General features: G+C 56.3%; 14 protein-coding genes and 1 pseudogene. 6 read left to right on the top strand and 9 right to left on the bottom strand.

Translation table 11 applies throughout. The annotated features are described in order from the left end of the window. Positions 1 to 25 precede the first annotated feature (25 nt). From IV91_RS0105305 to IV91_RS0105290, 5 genes and pseudogenes are all read right to left on the bottom strand, one after another. The gene (locus IV91_RS0105305; protein ID WP_051862124.1) at positions 26 to 865 is read right to left on the bottom strand and encodes a YihY family inner membrane protein; all 840 of its coding nucleotides are present in this window, start codon (positions 863 to 865) and stop codon (positions 26 to 28) included. Positions 866 to 870: 5 nt separating this feature from the next. Beyond that, complete coding sequence (locus tag IV91_RS0105300) at positions 871 to 2,403, bottom strand: 2-isopropylmalate synthase (protein WP_031596620.1); 1,533 nt, start codon at positions 2,401 to 2,403, stop codon at positions 871 to 873. Between the two features lie 261 nt (positions 2,404 to 2,664). Next, positions 2,665 to 2,904, bottom strand: coding sequence for a hypothetical protein (locus IV91_RS0105295; RefSeq protein WP_031596619.1), 240 nt, complete (start codon positions 2,902 to 2,904; stop codon positions 2,665 to 2,667). A gap of 7 nt (positions 2,905 to 2,911) precedes the next feature. Beyond that, a pseudogene (locus IV91_RS19665) lies at positions 2,912 to 3,154 on the bottom strand (helix-turn-helix domain-containing protein); the annotation flags it as partial. 40 nt (positions 3,155 to 3,194) lie between these two features. Further along, the gene (locus tag IV91_RS0105290; protein ID WP_150112395.1) at positions 3,195 to 4,052 is read right to left on the bottom strand and encodes a protease-associated domain-containing protein; all 858 of its coding nucleotides are present in this window, start codon (positions 4,050 to 4,052) and stop codon (positions 3,195 to 3,197) included. Positions 4,053 to 4,158: 106 nt separating this feature from the next. On the opposite strand from IV91_RS0105290, the gene IV91_RS0105285 reads away from it, so the two are divergent. Beyond that, positions 4,159 to 5,871 carry a proline--tRNA ligase gene (locus IV91_RS0105285; protein ID WP_031596617.1) on the top strand — a complete coding sequence of 571 codons (1,713 nt, stop codon included), beginning with the start codon at positions 4,159 to 4,161 and terminating at the stop codon, positions 5,869 to 5,871. Positions 5,872 to 5,875: 4 nt separating this feature from the next. Here IV91_RS0105285 and IV91_RS17840 read toward each other — a convergent pair whose 3' ends face one another. From IV91_RS17840 to IV91_RS0105265, 4 genes are all read right to left on the bottom strand, one after another. Continuing rightward, entirely contained in the window at positions 5,876 to 6,031 is a 156-nt protein-coding gene (locus IV91_RS17840) for a PIN domain-containing protein (protein WP_150112394.1), read from the bottom strand. Beyond that, positions 6,031 to 6,264, bottom strand: a complete 234-nt coding sequence (locus IV91_RS0105275) for a type II toxin-antitoxin system Phd/YefM family antitoxin (protein WP_031596616.1) — start codon at positions 6,262 to 6,264, stop codon at positions 6,031 to 6,033. The genes IV91_RS17840 and IV91_RS0105275 overlap by 1 nt, the downstream gene beginning before the upstream one ends. 84 nt (positions 6,265 to 6,348) lie before the next feature. Further along, positions 6,349 to 7,329: a 2Fe-2S iron-sulfur cluster-binding protein gene (locus IV91_RS0105270; protein ID WP_031596615.1), complete on the bottom strand. Its 981-nt coding sequence runs from the start codon at positions 7,327 to 7,329 to the stop codon at positions 6,349 to 6,351. 83 nt (positions 7,330 to 7,412) lie between these two features. Then, entirely contained in the window at positions 7,413 to 7,775 is a 363-nt protein-coding gene (locus IV91_RS0105265; protein WP_031596614.1) for a group I truncated hemoglobin, read from the bottom strand. 261 nt (positions 7,776 to 8,036) lie between these two features. Here IV91_RS0105265 and IV91_RS15640 point away from each other — a divergent pair, with 261 nt between their 5' ends. The 5 genes from IV91_RS15640 to IV91_RS0105240 are packed head-to-tail and all read left to right on the top strand — an operon-like array spanning position 8,037 to position 14,714. Continuing rightward, a complete protein-coding gene (locus IV91_RS15640; RefSeq protein ID WP_233418395.1) occupies positions 8,037 to 9,917 on the top strand; it encodes a histidine kinase in 1,881 nt (626 codons plus the stop codon). 7 nt (positions 9,918 to 9,924) lie between these two features. After that, positions 9,925 to 10,587: a two-component system response regulator NarL gene (gene narL / locus IV91_RS0105255; protein WP_227509461.1), complete on the top strand. Its 663-nt coding sequence runs from the start codon at positions 9,925 to 9,927 to the stop codon at positions 10,585 to 10,587. 10 nt (positions 10,588 to 10,597) lie between these two features. Next, positions 10,598 to 12,160 carry an MFS transporter gene (locus IV91_RS0105250; protein ID WP_031596611.1) on the top strand — a complete coding sequence of 521 codons (1,563 nt, stop codon included), beginning with the start codon at positions 10,598 to 10,600 and terminating at the stop codon, positions 12,158 to 12,160. Further along, positions 12,157 to 13,566: an efflux transporter outer membrane subunit gene (locus IV91_RS0105245; protein ID WP_031596610.1), complete on the top strand. Its 1,410-nt coding sequence runs from the start codon at positions 12,157 to 12,159 to the stop codon at positions 13,564 to 13,566. Before IV91_RS0105250 ends, IV91_RS0105245 begins: the two co-directional genes overlap by 4 nt. After that, positions 13,563 to 14,714 (top strand): efflux RND transporter periplasmic adaptor subunit, encoded by a 1,152-nt coding sequence (locus IV91_RS0105240; RefSeq protein ID WP_035417213.1) that lies wholly within the window; start codon positions 13,563 to 13,565, stop codon positions 14,712 to 14,714. Before IV91_RS0105245 ends, IV91_RS0105240 begins: the two co-directional genes overlap by 4 nt. Positions 14,715 to 14,889 lie beyond the last annotated feature (175 nt).

Below are 14,889 nucleotides of genomic sequence, written 5' to 3'. Positions count from 1 at the left end.
ATTTGTTTTTGATTTAAATCAATTTTTATCCATTCTCCACAGCCTTTGCAGAGAATCCCGAACCCCAATGAGGCAAGCAGGCAGTCAGCACGGCAGAAAACAGGATCACGGCCCAGGATAGGTGAATCCACGCCAGAAAAATGGGTAGGGCAGCAAAAGCCCCGTAGATCAGGGTATAACTGGAGAGGTGGGCCACAAACCAGGTAAAACTGCTTTTCATTATTTCAAACAACAAAGCCCCCAATACGCCGCCAAAGAGGGCATGTCGACGCCGCACCGGATGATCGGGTACCTGGTAGAACGCCAGTGCCAATCCTGCCGCCATAACCAGAAAAGACAGCCACTTGAGAACCAGATGAGTCAGGTGTGCGCCCTTCCCTGCCCAACCGACGGACATCTGCACCAGAAGCGTCATTCCCCATAGCCCCAACCCAAACAGCAGGGGCCCCAGAAGGATCAACACACCATAAATTGCCAGGCGGGTATGCAAAGGACGACGGGGCGCTGTCCCCCAAATGGCGTTGAAAGTATGATCCACCGTCAGAATCAGCGAAAACACCGTCCCCATCAGCATGCCCAGTCCCAGGTAAGTCAATTGGGCAGCATGCCTGGTGAACTGGGTCGCATAAACCGTCACCAAACGGGCCGCCACATCAGGCAGCAGATTGGCCAGCAGAAACCCCCGCATGACCTTCCCAAAATGCCCAAACTCGGGGAAAAGGGAATAAATGTCGATACTGAAGGTAATCAGCGGCACCAGCGCGAAGAGCGTGGTGGTGGTGAGGCTGGATGCCGACTGCATGCAGCGGTCCCGCTGAAACTTGCGCCCCACCATGAGCATGAACTGCCACAGTACCCGTCCCATGATCCTCACACTTGCGGGTTGACCCTTTCCGTATGCGCTTGCAATTTGTTCAAGGCATTCAGATAAGCCCGCGCAGAGGCCACCACGATGTCCGTGTCCGCCCCCAACCCATTGACGATGCGCCCATCCTGAGCCAACCGGACGGTCACTTCGCCCTGGGATTCAGTGCCACTGGTAATGTTGTTGACCGAATAGAGTTGCAACTCGGCACCACTTTGCGCCACCCGCTCAATGGCCTTGAAGGAAGCATCCACCGGGCCGCTCCCTTCCGCTTCCGTGGTCTGTTCGTCTCCTCCCAAGGTCAAAACCAGGCGCGCACGGGGAGATTCACCCGTTTCACTGTGAGCCATCAGTGAAACCAGTGCATAGTGATCGTTCTGGCCTTCTCCGATTTCTTCTCCCACCAAGGCCTGAAGGTCTTCATCAAAAATCTCATGTTTCTTGTCAGCCAGTACCTTGAAACGCTGGAAGGCAGCATTGAGAGCGACTTCCGAGTCCAGCACGATGCCCAACTCCTGCAAGCGGGTACGAAATGCGTTGCGTCCCGAATGTTTGCCCAGCACCAACTTGTTGGCCTTCCAACCCACCTCTTCGGCACTCATGATTTCATAGGTTTCCCGATGCTTGAGGACTCCGTCCTGATGAATCCCGGATTCGTGCGCAAAAGCATTGGCCCCCACCACAGCCTTGTTGGGCTGCACCGGAAAACCCGTGATGGTGGACACCAGACGGCTGGCTGCCACGATCTGGGTGGTATCGATACGCGTGGTCAGGCCGAATACATCCCGACGGGTACGCAACGCCATGACGATCTCTTCCAGTGCGGCATTCCCGGCACGCTCTCCCAATCCATTGATCGTGCATTCCACTTGCCGGGCTCCCGCCAGCACGGCGGCCAATGAATTGGCAACAGCCAAACCGAGATCATTGTGGCAATGCACCGAGAAAACAGCCTGATCGGCATTGGGAATGCGGTTCATCAAATCGGCAATGAGTGCCCCATACTGAAAAGGAATGGCATAGCCCACGGTATCCGGGATATTGATGGTGCGGGCCCCCGCCCGGATCGTGGCCTCGATCACCCGACACAGAAAATCCGGTTCGGAACGGACCGCATCCTCACAAGAAAATTCCACATCGTCGGTGAACTGGCGGGCCAATGTCACAGCCGACACCGCATGCCCAAGCACCTGCTCCGGCGTCATGCGCAATTTGCGCTCCATATGCAGAGGGGAAGTGGCGATAAAGGTATGAATGCGTTTTGACGAGGCAGAGGCCAAAGCTTCAGCCGCACTTCGGATATCCTTTTCCTGGGCACGGGCCAACCCGCAGATGGTGCTTTCCCGAATCGCACTGGCCACGGCCTTGACCGCTTCAAAGTCGCCGGGACTGGCGGCAGGAAAACCCGCCTCGATCACATCCACACGCAAACGTTCCAACTGGCGGGCAATGCGAACCTTCTCTTCACGGGTCATGGAAGCGCCGGGGCTTTGTTCGCCATCGCGCAAGGTTGTATCAAAAATTTTTACAGTATTCATGGTCTCGTCCTTGAAAGTCCAGAGACTTTCATTCATGGCGGAGAACCCCTCGGGGGAGGGGGAGCGGTACACAGCGATGGGAAAAGAAGGATTTTAGCGCGCAAGGCGCAGCAGCAGGAGGGATCCCGTGCAGAAAAGAAGAGCGGAAGTGAAATTTGAGTTCATGGGGTGATTCTACGAAAAAGTCAGAACCTCTGTCAAGGCATCCGGCGTGGGAAACCACCGGAGCTGCTGGTGACATCTCCCCTGCTACGCTTTTTTTCAGGAGAGTTCCAGGCGGCGCTCAATGCGTCCAATGCGATCGGCTAACTTGTCCAGCGTGATCTGTTGCCGGGCATCTGTTTCCTCGCCCAAGTTGATCTCGCGCCTCACAAGGTTCATGGCCTGCTCCAAACCAGACATGCGGTGTTTCAGATCGCCCATATCCTCGGCAATTTGATCCACGCGTCCCCGGATATGACGCAAGTGTTCCAACACCAAGTTTTCAATGTCGTCAGTCATTGGTCGATTAACCTTTGCTGTCCTTTGGCATCCAATTCTCCGCGATCCGCCACGTCATCAGGTGTATTGATTGCCGCAAGTACGATACCTGAGGATCGTCTGATTGTACGACAAAAACAGAAACAAATCCAAGAACTATCCGATCTAGGACAACACTCTCGTGAACCGTTCTAACAGACCTGCAGTTTTGGCGCTGCCATTCCGCCAGCGCCCAATTATAGGTGAAGCGTGCTACACCAATTCCGCGCCGAAGCGCAACAACCGGTCCTTGTGGGTGATGACCAGCCGCTTCATGGCGTAGAAAGAATCAAAGAAGGAGTGTCTCTTCCCGGCATCGATGCAATCGAGGTTGCCAGGGAAGCAGGGATTTCCATTTCCACAGATTGCGCCCTGCAGAACAGGACTCCTGCCGTCTGCAAGGGCAAGGGCACCGGCTGAAAATCCAGGCGCCGTGCCTGCAGGACAAGGGACTCAGGATGTTCTCCGGCCTTTTTCAGCCACTGCCCCCATATCTGGGACGTGGTCCAGCCCACCATCCCGCCACGCGGAATAGATCGAGCGGATTCCGGGAGGTGCAGCACGAGTTCCGGGAAACGTTGATGCCGTGTAAATTGTTCCGGCCCGGTCACCACCAGCACCAGAGCCGCACCTCGGGCCAGGGCATGATCGATCCGGTCCCCCTCTTTCAGGTCCAGATATTGACCTGCTGAAGCCAGGGCTTGCTCCGAGTCCACCATGACATCGTCGGGCAAACGGGAATTCCCGGCCATCAGGACAACCGTTTTGCCCGTCAGGTCCTGAGGGCCGAAATCATCAATGCCCAAGGCCGGGATCCATCGTCCATATCCCGCAAACAGCCAGGGAGAATCCACCAACGTATGTTCCCTTTGGGGCTGTCGGCAGGACACCACCACCTCATCGTTCAATCTCACGGACAGCGTCTTATGGTGGATAATCCACGTCATCTGCCCAGTTCCACGCAGTTGGTCCACCGTCAGGTACAGGGTTTCCGGCATTTTATGCGCACAAGCGCGGAGCCAGCGAATTTCCTCACCGCGATCAGGCACCTCTGCCACGGGCACTGGCGTTTCAGCGCAACCTGCCATGACGAGCATGAATACCCCCTGTATCGTTGCTGCCAGACGCATCTTTAGCTCTCCCGCCGGTCGTGTCTGGGTCATTATGGCGCACGGATTGCCCCCCAACTGCGTTAGAATAAGCACCAATTTTCCCTATTTGCCGGAACATCCTGTCATGCGCGCCAGCCAACTGTTCATCCCCACCCTCAAAGAAGCCCCTGCCGAAGCCGAACTGATCAGTCACCAACTGATGTTGCGAGCGGGTCTCATCCGTCGTCTGGGCAGCGGACTCTACACCTGGATGCCCTTGGGGTTGCGCGTGTTGCGCCGGGTGGAGGCAGTGGTGCGGGAAGAAATGAACCGGAGCGGAGCCCAGGAAGTATTGATGCCCGCCATCATTCCCGCTGAGTTATGGCAGGAGACGGGACGCTGGGACAAGTTTGGTCCCCAAATGCTGAAGATGAAAGATCGGCACGAACGGGATTTCTGTTTCGGCCCCACTCACGAAGAAGTCATCAGTGACATTGCACGCCGGGAGATTCGCAGTTATCGCCAACTTCCCGTGAATTTCTACCAGATTCAAACCAAGTTTCGCGACGAAATTCGCCCCCGCTTCGGGGTCATGCGTGCCCGCGAATTCATCATGAAGGATGCCTATTCCTTCCACACCGACCGCGCCAGCCTGGAATCCACCTATGACCTCATGGTTCAAACCTATCAACGGATCTTCACTCGCCTGGGCCTGAAATTTCGCGCGGTCTCTGCCGACACCGGGGCCATTGGGGGGTATGCTTCCCAGGAGTTTCATGTCCTGGCGGATTCCGGTGAAGATGCCCTGGCTTTCTGCCCCCATTCCGATTATGCGGCCAACGTGGAATTGGCCGAGGCGCTGGCCCCCACCACTTCCCGTCCTGCTCCCTCAACCCTCTTGACCACGGTATCCACACCCGGCATCACGACCTGCGAAGCCGTGGCGAAGGCCCTGAATCTGCCTCTCCACCAGATCGTGAAATCCCTGCTGGTGATGGATGAGGAGCAACGCCCGCACCTGTTGCTCCTGCGGGGAGACCATACCCTCAACGAAGTCAAAACAGAAAAACTCCTGGGCCCGTTTCGTTTGGCTTCGGATCCTGAAATTACTCAATGGCTGGGTCCTGTCAAAGGTTTTGTCGGTCCCGTCGGTCTGCCCTCCGGCATTACCCTATGGGCAGATCGGGCCGTGCCCGTTCTGGCCGATTTTGTCTGTGGCGCCAACCAGCCAGACGCCCACCTCATCCAGGTCAATTTTGGCCGGGATTTGCCCGAACCGGAGCGGGTGGTGGACCTGCGTAACGTGGTCGCCGGCGACCCTTCCCCCGATGGCCAGGGCTACCTGGAATTGGCACGGGGCATCGAAGTCGGCCATGTTTTTCAGTTGGGTGCCCGGTACAGCGAGGCCATGGGAGTCCACTATCTGGACGAAGAAGGTCACTCCCGGGTGGTGGAAATGGGGTGCTATGGCATTGGGGTCAGCCGCATCGTGGCGGCAGCCATTGAACAACACCATGATGCACAGGGGATTTGTTTCCCCCCGGCGCTGGCCCCTTTCCAGATCAGCCTGATTGCCCTGGGGCCGAACAAGAGCCCTTTGGTACGGGAGATGGCAGAACGCCTCTACACCGACTTGTTGGCGCAGGGGGTGGAAGTGCTCTTTGATGACCGCGACGAACGCCTGGGTGTGATGCTCGCCGATCAGGAATTGATGGGGATCCCCTGGCGCATCGTGGTCGGCGAACGCAACCTGAAAAATGGTCATGTGGAAATTCAGGGGCGGCTCGAAACCAGTGCCCGCCTGGTATCTCCCGAAATTGCTGTTGCGCTGGTGGTCGCGCAGGTCGACAAGAGATGAGGGGCTAGGTTTTGATGCCTCGACTGGCGTAGACACTCATAAGTTTGGCCGCATGCAAGAGGCCATCGTCCAGAGTGTAGAGGATCTTTGCGCCGTTGTTAAGTGCGATAGCCAAGTGCAGCGCATCGCCCGCCCGCAACTTGGTGGCGAAGTGCAGCATCAAAGCCCCTCGTCGCGCATTTCACGCAGCAACTCAGCGCTGGAATTGCGCCAGCGTGGCATGCGACTGCGAAACTCGACGAGGGATTTGACGGCGTGCTTGGGCTTTTCGACCGGGGAGATACGCGCTACAGGTTGTCCGCGGCGTGTGATCACCATTTCCTCCCCCGCTTCCACCTGATCGAGGAGATGACTTAGATGGGCCTTGGCTTCTGCTAACGTAACGGTACTCATATGCCTCTCCAGTTGGTCATCATATTGGTCACATGGTAGCGCAAGATCAACGTGAAGCAAATTATGGCCGAACGGTTCAACCTTTCAGGTGCCCGAAGGCAGGAAAGGATCCGCATGAATTTCCGCCATGGACGCCCCGCCCAAAAAAATCTTGAGGCGCGCATCCTTGACCATATCCGGGTGACCACAAAGAAAAACACGGTGGTGCGCAAACACACGGTGATCACTCACGGCGGCTTCGAGCACAGTGCCCACCCGGGCATTCAACGCCAGGGCTTCCGGGCCGGCACGATCCACGCAGGGAACATAATGGAAGTTGGGGAACTGACCGGCCAGGCGCTGCAAGGCAGTCTGATGATAGAGTCCTTCCACCGTAAAACTACCGTGGTAGAGCCAGATCGGCCCACGATGGCCCTGGGCCAGGGCATCGCGCACAATCCCGTAAAGAGGCGCCAGACCAGAACCCGTTCCGAGCAGCAACAAGGTCTGTTCTTCCTGACCAGGCGTATAAAAACACTGACCCAGTGAATCCCCAATTTCGACTTGCGCACCTACCCGGAGTTGATCGTGTACCCAGGCGCTGACCCGTCCCTCCGGAATCCGGCGAATATGCAGTTCCAGCCAGTCATCAAGGGTGGGGACGCTGGCCAGAGAATAGCAGCGTGACAGATCCGCCTGACGATACAAACGCAGATATTGCCCGGCCCGATAGTCCAGGGGACGCTCCGGTTTCAGGCGCAGTGCCACGATCTCCTGATTCAAGGATTCCACGGCGAGGACGTGAGCCCTCTGGCGCAATCCCTCCGCATCAGCCAGCGCCACCGTCAGATCCGAAGAAGGACGAGCCCGGCAAGCCAGGAAATACCCCTGTGCCACCAAAGCGGGTTTCAAACCCTCCTGAGCTCCGGCGGGCACCTCTCCCTCCAGACAACGCATCAGACAGGATTGACAAACGCCGGCCCGACAGCCCGAAGGAATCTCCACCCCGTGTTCGGCCAGACTTTCCAGCACTGTCCGGGGTGCCTCATACACAAAATCCTGACCCTGAAACCGAAGGATCGTCATGCTCGCCTCACATAAAAAAGCCCCATGGAAAGCCGTTTCCACGGGGACAAGGAACTCACTGACCGGAACGGGAAGAGAAAAACTTACTTCCCCAGCACATCGTTGCGCGTGGTTTCAGCCACCGCCGCCACTTGTGCGATCAAGGCATCGGATACCCCCAATTCCTTGAGGGTGGCGCCCAGATCCTCCACCACGGCATCAAAATGGCTGTCGTTCAATCCCTGAGCCACCAGATGGGCGTGCCCCCGGCGCATATCCGCGCCCGTGTAATGGTTGGGCCCCCCAAACGCCATAGTCAAGAAAGCCTTTTGTTTGGCCGACTGTTTTTCCATGTCCACCCCGCTGAAGAAACGGTTGATGCGCTCATCCTGCAGAACCTTGCGGTAAAAAATATCCACGGCCGCATTCACCGCAGCCTCGCCACCCAGTTGTTGGTATAAACTCATGATCGATCCTCACTTCTGTCGTTTGTCGTTCGTTAAAGAAAACTCCAAGGTCACCCTGCGCAGGGCTCCCGTGACTACGTGACCATATTCGCAGAAATGACATCAGGACGCATGACAATGATTGGGTAGTCAACGAAAAAGTTCTACCCCCTAAGAGGTATTCCCTGTCTTGGAAATAAACCGGAAAATGGCGGACGATCATTTGGTTGGAATGACCTTTACAATGCGTTAAAATTGCCCATGAACCTGTTTTCCCGTTCCTTGTCCTTTCTTCCCGCGCGCCCCTGGAGCCTTCCGGGTTTACGCCGTCGGATAGGACGGATTTTGGGCTTGAGATCGTTGCGCCAACGCCTGGCGCTTTCCTTGGCCTTACTTTTCTTTCTGGTTCTGCTCGGAGTCCTCAGTGCCTGGCGCATGACGATCCACAGCAGCGGAGAAGCACGCCTCCTCAATCACACTGCCGCGTTACGCATGCTGGTCTGGCGCCTGGAGGTGGCACATCTCACGGGCAACCGCAAAACCCAGGAAGAGGACCTGAGGGAATGCGATAGTCGACTCAAGACCTTGCCCCGTCTGGTGGAGGATGGATTTCTTCCCGCCGACAGTCCATGGCCCATCTTGCTGCTTCAGACATGGCCAGACCTGCGTGCCCACCTCGAGGCCCCCCCTGATCCGGTCAACCAGCGCTGGTTGGCACAGGCACTGCCGGCCTTCACCACCCTGATCGATCAAGTGGCCCACGGACTGGAACAGGATCTGGAATCCCGCATCCAGACCCTGCGCTGGGTCCAGGGCGCCCTCTTATTGGGCGCATTGCTGCTAACCCTGTCCATCATCCTCCATCTCCAGCGGGATTTCTTCATTCCCCTCAAAGTCCTTTTGCGTTCTGCCCAAGCCGTCCAGAATGGACAGTTTTCGGCGCGCATCTCGCCCCAACCCAACAACGAATTGGGCGAAGTCGGCAATGCGTTCAATGCCATGGTGGAAAGACTGTCAGTGTTGTATGAAGGACTCGAACAGCGAGTCGCAGAAAAAACCCGTGAACTGCAACATAGCAACCATCTTCTGCAGCTGCTCTATCGCACGGCGACCCGCCTGACCGAACAGGATCTGACCCAGGAAATCCTCCTGGAAATGCTCGTGGATGTGGAGCGTGCCCTGGATTTGGGACCGGGCATCGTCTGCGTGCGCCGCGAGGAAGACAGTCGCGCTTACCCCCTCGCCACCACCTTACCGGAAATCGAGCGGGCTGCACTATGCGAATCCCTGGGCTGTTCCATCTGTTTTGGTGCCGGTCGCCCCCCAACGGCCATCAGCGAACATCACGTGGGTGAGATACATTTGGTCAGCATTCCTCTGACAGGCGGCGGACAATGGCAGGGAGTCATGCCTTTCCAGATCCTTGCAGGAAATACCCTGCAGACTTGGCAGGCCCAGATTCTGCAGACCCTGGCGGGTCATGTCGCCACGGCCCTGGCCAATGCGCGACGCACCGAAGAGCGCCATCGTTTGGCCGTGTACGAGGAACGGGCCGTCATCGCCCGTGAACTCCACGATTCCCTGGCCCAGTCACTCTCCTACCTGAAAATTCAGGTTTCGCTCCTGCAAACCCGTCTGGAACCGAAGGCCACGCCCGAACTGCAGGCCACCGTGGAGGAACTCAAGACGGGCCTCAACAGCGCCTACCGGGAACTACGCGAACTTCTGACCACGTTCCGTCTCACGCCGGGTCAAACACCTTTCACCGAAGAGTTGACCAGTGTCGTACAAGAAGCCAGACGGCGGTGCGGTTTCGATATCCTGCTGGAACAACGCATGAACAATCTGGAATTGGGCGCCAACGAAGAAATTCATTTGATGCGTCTGATCCGCGAGGCCCTCATCAATATTGAACGACACGCCAAAGCCACCTGGGCACGGGTCACCCTGGAAGCCAACAGTTTGCGCCAAGTGGAACTCTGTATCGAAGACAATGGCCAGGGCTGGCCAGCAACGACCCCTTCCGGAGGACATTTCGGCCTGACAATCATGCGTGAACGCGCCGCTTTCCTGAAAGGCGTGTTGAACTTCGATACTCGCCCTGCCGGCGGCGCGCGCATTACATTGACTTTCATTGCCCTCACCCCTTACGCCGCTCATTGAGGTTCTCTTGCCCCCGCCCCTTCCTCCCCACGATATTCGCGTTCTGGTCATCGATGACCACCCCTTGTTCCGCCGTGGCGTCCTTCAGTTACTGGCCAGCACCCCTCATTTCAAAACCGTGGGGGAAGCCGATACCGGCGATGAGGGCATTGCGCTGGCCCTGGCATTAAAGCCGGATCTGATCTTGCTGGATCTCAACATGAAGAAGGGACTGGATGGTATCGCCACCCTCCAGCACCTGCAAGGAACCGAGTTGGACGCCAAAATCGTCATTCTCACGGTATCTGACGACCCTCAGGACCTGGTGACCGCCATTCGGGCAGGTGCCGAGGGATACCTGCTGAAGGATACGGACCCTGAACAGATGATCGGGCACTTGAATGAAATCATGTTTGGCCGTACCGTCATCAGTGATACGTTGACTCATTGCCTGGCCGCTGCCCTGCGCGACGACTCGATGAAAACGTTACGCCAGCCTTCCGCCCTGACCGAACGGGAAGACAACATCGTCCGCTGTTTGGCACAGGGTCTATCCAACAAGTTGATCGCCCGCGAATTGGGCATCATGGAAAGCACGGTCAAAGTCCATATTCGCAACCTCCTCAAGAAGCTCAACTTCCATTCACGCCTCGAAGCGGCAGTCTGGGCGGTTACTCAGGGACAACGCTAGAACCTTTTTCATGTTCAAAATTGCTGGCTATTCCCGTTTCCTCACCCCCACCCAGTTCGTCCTGTTCAATTTCACCCTGGGCATCGGACATTTCCTGGTTCTTCTCAATGCGGGCGCGTATTTGCCCATGCTGCCCTATGTCACCGGCTCGATGGATGAAGGATTGCCCTATGTAGTATGGGGACAGAGTGACTACTTCACCGCACTGGGATGCGCTTTTCTCATCGCGCGCCCCCTGATGAAACGGTTTGGCCCCAAGGTCACCGTCATTGCGTCCTTTCTCCTGTTTTCCTTTGCCAGCCTGGGTGCCCTGTTCGTCGTTCATAACCTGATCCTGTTCACCAGTTTCCGGGTCATTCAGGGATTTGCCGCCGGGTTGAGCGTCATTCCCTCTTTTTTTCTGCTCCTGGAATATTACAAGACCGAACACCAGCACATCGCCACCTCCCTTTGGGGACTGGCGGTGTTCATTCCCTTTTCCATCGGCCCTGCGTTGGGCGGCTGGATCGCTTACGTACTGGGGGATTGGCGCTTCCTGTTCTTCGCCTCCTTCCTGATTTCTCTCCTGATCGCCGGAATTCTCTGGGGATTGCTGGCCGATTGGGAAGATGTGATCGACCGGTTCTACCCTCTCTTCCACCAGAGTCTGACCTTTGGGTTGTTCTTCGCCTCTGTTCTGATGTTGCAAGAGTTCTTTGATGTCGGTTTGTTGAGTGATCTTTCCAGCCGTTTTCGGGAATTATGGGGGATGCTGTGCCTTACGCTCATCGGTTTTGCCTGGTTCCAGATTCGAAATGCCCGCAGCAAAACACCTCTGATCTCCTTTGCTCTTTTTTCACACCGCAACTTTGGCGCAGGCACCCTTCTGTTCTGTCTCTCCTTCATGCTCCTGCAGGGAGGCATCATCCAATACATCATCCGATTCCAGTTGGTGGAAGGCTACACCGCCTGGCATGTGGGGCTCTTGTTTCTGCCTTTGTTCATTTTTTCCAAACCCTTCAGCCTGCTGACCCAAAATCGCATCCAGAATGGCTGGGACCCCAGAATCCCGGCCAGCGCGTCACTTTTGGCCATCGCCTTGAATTTCTGGTGGATTTCCAGTTATCTGCGCCCTGCAACCTGGGAATTACTGCTTCTCCCCCAACTTTTCCTGGGCGCCGCGATTGGCCCCTTCTTTTCCTCCATGACGACCCTCGCCTTGGGCCATGTGCCGAAGAACCAACAATTAAACGCCCTCGATCTACTCAATGGAGCAAGAAACATGGGTGCCGGTTTGGCCGTCACCTTCTCGGATATCGGCTGGGATCGACTGCAAGCCCATCAATGGAATCTTTTCACCACCCCGGATCCTTCCAATTCCTTGCGTTTTTTGTCGTTTTCACCCATCGAACCCCACCGTTTACATACCGAACTGGAAAGAGTAGCGGGTCTATTGACCTTCAATGACTTTTTTCAGTTACTGGCGTGGGGTGGCGCACTCTCTTCCTGTCTCGTCTGGTTCCTGACGCCGCCCCGGACGCACCTCCCCGATCCTGACCTGATCATTCTCGAAAATCTTGGAGAAGAGCCATGAGACGTCTATCGTTTCTACTTGCCTTTTCGTTGGTGGGTTGCGTACCCGCCGTTAGTCCAAGTGTCCCCGTTCTGGGCGGGGTGTCCGCCCCCAGTACGCTCACAAAAGCCAATGCTGCCGTGCAACCCAGGGAAAATGGCGCGCTTCCGGACAAATGGTGGGAATCCTTCCACAACCCTGCGCTCGACCGGTTGGTGGAGCAAGCGCTGGCTCATAATCCCGGATTGGATGAAGCGCGCAATCGCCTCCTCGAGGCCCAGGCTCAGGTATTCAAATCCAAGTCGTTGCTTTACCCCCACGTCAATTCCGGGGGTGCCCTCATCCATACCCGCATCTCGCGTAACGGTCCCACCGAACCGTACAGCGGGGTCACGGCCAATCTTGCGACCCTGTTTCCTCTCATGGTCAACTACGACCTGGATTTATGGGGCCGGGATGACGCCCTGATCCAGGCTTCCGAGGCCTCGGAAGAAATCACCCGGGCCAAGTACAGGGAAAGCGCCTTGATGCTGAGTTCTGCCGTCATCAAAACCTATTTCGCCTTGCACAGCGCCAAAGAACTGGTTGAAGGACAAACCCGCATCGTCCAGTTGAACGAAGAAAGGATGAAACTTCTCGACACTTCGTTTCAAACAGGCATCGGACCCAAACCCCCCGTGCTGACCAGCCAGACCCAATGGCATGAAGCCCGGAATGAATTGGAAAAGTTGCAACGTCAACTTTCCTCCCTGAATTATGCGTTATATGAACTGATCGGAAAAAGCCCGGAAGACACGCTGACGCCAACCGCATCATCGTTGCCAGACCAGTTCCCTCTTCCGGCCCGAGTGGATTTGAATCTCGTGTCCCAACGCCCGGACGTGCAAGCTGCCCTATGGAACATCAAACGCAGCGAACATCTGGAAAAAGTGGCGCGAACTGCCTTTTATCCCAATATCAATCTGGTTGGTTTGATGGGGTTCAACAGTATTGGTATTTCCGATCTGGTAACCCCGGCCGGAGGAACCTATGCCTACGGCCCGGCCTTTGACCTGCCCATCTTTGAAGGGGGAGCTCTGGAAGGACAACTGCACGCGATGGAAGCGGCCCGAAACAGTGCCATCGATGCCTACAATCATGCCCTGCTCGTGGCGGTACGCGAAATTGCCGATGGCCTGTCCACCATGAAGCATCGCCGTGAACGTCTTGAAGAGATTTCCGCTGCCGTCACTGCCAGGACCGCAGAAACAGCACTCGATCAGGAAAAATTCGGGGCAGGAATTTCGGGGAAATTACCCTATCTCGATGCTTTGATCCGTTTGGAGAGTGAACAAATGAAAAAAACCGAAGAGAGTCTGGATTGGCTGAACAGTATCACGGATACGGCCACGGCCCTTGGAGGAGGATTCGGAGGGTGGGCATCATGAAAACGGTGCCGGTCAAACACGCCCGAATCCGCCATCACCGACTGCGCGGCGTAGGAATACTCAGCGGCATCACCCTGCTCTCTCTGCTGTCTTACTGGTACCTGTTTTTGCGCCCCGTGGTGGAAAGCGATGATGCCTATGTCACCGGCAACATCATTCCGGTACAGGCTCTGACCCCCGGCATCGTTTCCGATGTTCTGGTGGAGGATACCCTGCCGGTTCATCGGGGACAGTTACTGATCAAGGAAGAACACAATCTGTCCCAACTCCGTTTGCTGAAGGCCGAATCAACCTTGGCACAAGCCGTTCGTTCCACCAGCGGCTTGTTTCATCAGGTCGACATGGAACGGGCCGAAATCGCTGCTTTGCAAGCCAAACAAGAACGCTTGACCCATGATCTCGCCCGCTACCGCAGCGCCGAGCCCTCGGGGGCCGTTTCCGCCCAACTGGTTTCAGACACGCAGGATGAACTGGATGAATTAAACAGGACTCTCGACAAGGCTGCGGCCCGGTTACACCAGGCTCAGGCTCTGGTAACAGGCACCTCGAGGCTGAATAACCCTTTCGTAGCCAAAGCCAAAGCCGAGTTCATGGAAGCCCATATCGAGAATCAACGCGCCAATATCTACTCCCCTGTGGAGGGTTACATCAGTAATCGACAGGTTCAGGCCGGTGAGCAGATCCAAACCGGACAGAAACTCATGGCAATCGTTCCGCTGGATGACCTGTGGGTCACCGCCAATATCAAAGAAACCCGACTGGCCGATGTAAGAACCGGAGAAACCGTCGAGATCGTCTCCCATACCTACGGCAAGGAACACGCCTATCACGGGAAAGTCCTCGGTCTGGACCCTTCGGGAGGCAGCACTTTCAGCCTTTTCCCCGCCAATAATGCAACGGGCAACTATATCCACATCGTGGAACGGATTCCTGTCCGAATCAGTCTATCCAGATCCGAACTGACCGATCATCCCTTGCGCCCCGGTATGTCGGTCAAGGTTAAAATCGACACGAGCCACCATGATGAATTTCAAACGCTGGTCAGCAAGGTCGTCCTCACGGATCCCAGTTATGCCACCGCGCTTTATGAAAAAGAGGTAGACATTGCCCAAGAAGCCGCCGATAAAATCATTCGAGGAAATCTGTAACCCAGTGTGTGCTTCACGAAGCGATGGTTAGTCCTGGGAGATGGGATGTCTAAACCTCCCCATGTCTAAAGACAGGGGGTTCTAAGGGCGAACCCGCTGGGGTCTCCTGGCTCTCGTCTTGCGACTACAGCATCCAGGCCATGACCAGCGGCAAACCCTCTATCACAAACGACCT

The sequence above is a fragment of the Ferrovum myxofaciens genome (assembly GCF_000735045.1).
Taxonomy (GTDB): Bacteria; Pseudomonadota; Gammaproteobacteria; order Burkholderiales; family Ferrovaceae; genus Ferrovum; species Ferrovum myxofaciens.
This window is presented reverse-complemented; position numbering and strand designations above follow the sequence as displayed.

Bases quoted from the DNA above. Each gene is read 5' to 3' on its own strand.
- IV91_RS0105305 (WP_051862124.1), bottom strand. From the start codon at position 865: ATGGGACGGGTACTGTGGCAGTTCATGCTCATGGTGGGGCGCAAGTTT.
- IV91_RS0105300 (WP_031596620.1), bottom strand. From the start codon at position 2,403: ATGAATACTGTAAAAATTTTTGATACAACCTTGCGCGATGGCGAACAA.
- IV91_RS0105295 (WP_031596619.1), bottom strand. From the start codon at position 2,904: ATGACTGACGACATTGAAAACTTGGTGTTGGAACACTTGCGTCATATC.
- IV91_RS0105290 (WP_150112395.1), bottom strand. From the start codon at position 4,052: ATGCGTCTGGCAGCAACGATACAGGGGGTATTCATGCTCGTCATGGCA.
- IV91_RS0105285 (WP_031596617.1), top strand. From the start codon at position 4,159: ATGCGCGCCAGCCAACTGTTCATCCCCACCCTCAAAGAAGCCCCTGCC.
- IV91_RS17840 (WP_150112394.1), bottom strand. From the start codon at position 6,031: ATGCTGCACTTCGCCACCAAGTTGCGGGCGGGCGATGCGCTGCACTTG.
- IV91_RS0105275 (WP_031596616.1), bottom strand. From the start codon at position 6,264: ATGAGTACCGTTACGTTAGCAGAAGCCAAGGCCCATCTAAGTCATCTC.
- IV91_RS0105270 (WP_031596615.1), bottom strand. From the start codon at position 7,329: ATGACGATCCTTCGGTTTCAGGGTCAGGATTTTGTGTATGAGGCACCC.
- IV91_RS0105265 (WP_031596614.1), bottom strand. From the start codon at position 7,775: ATGAGTTTATACCAACAACTGGGTGGCGAGGCTGCGGTGAATGCGGCC.
- IV91_RS0105250 (WP_031596611.1), top strand. From the start codon at position 10,598: ATGTTCAAAATTGCTGGCTATTCCCGTTTCCTCACCCCCACCCAGTTC.
- IV91_RS0105245 (WP_031596610.1), top strand. From the start codon at position 12,157: ATGAGACGTCTATCGTTTCTACTTGCCTTTTCGTTGGTGGGTTGCGTA.
- IV91_RS0105240 (WP_035417213.1), top strand. From the start codon at position 13,563: ATGAAAACGGTGCCGGTCAAACACGCCCGAATCCGCCATCACCGACTG.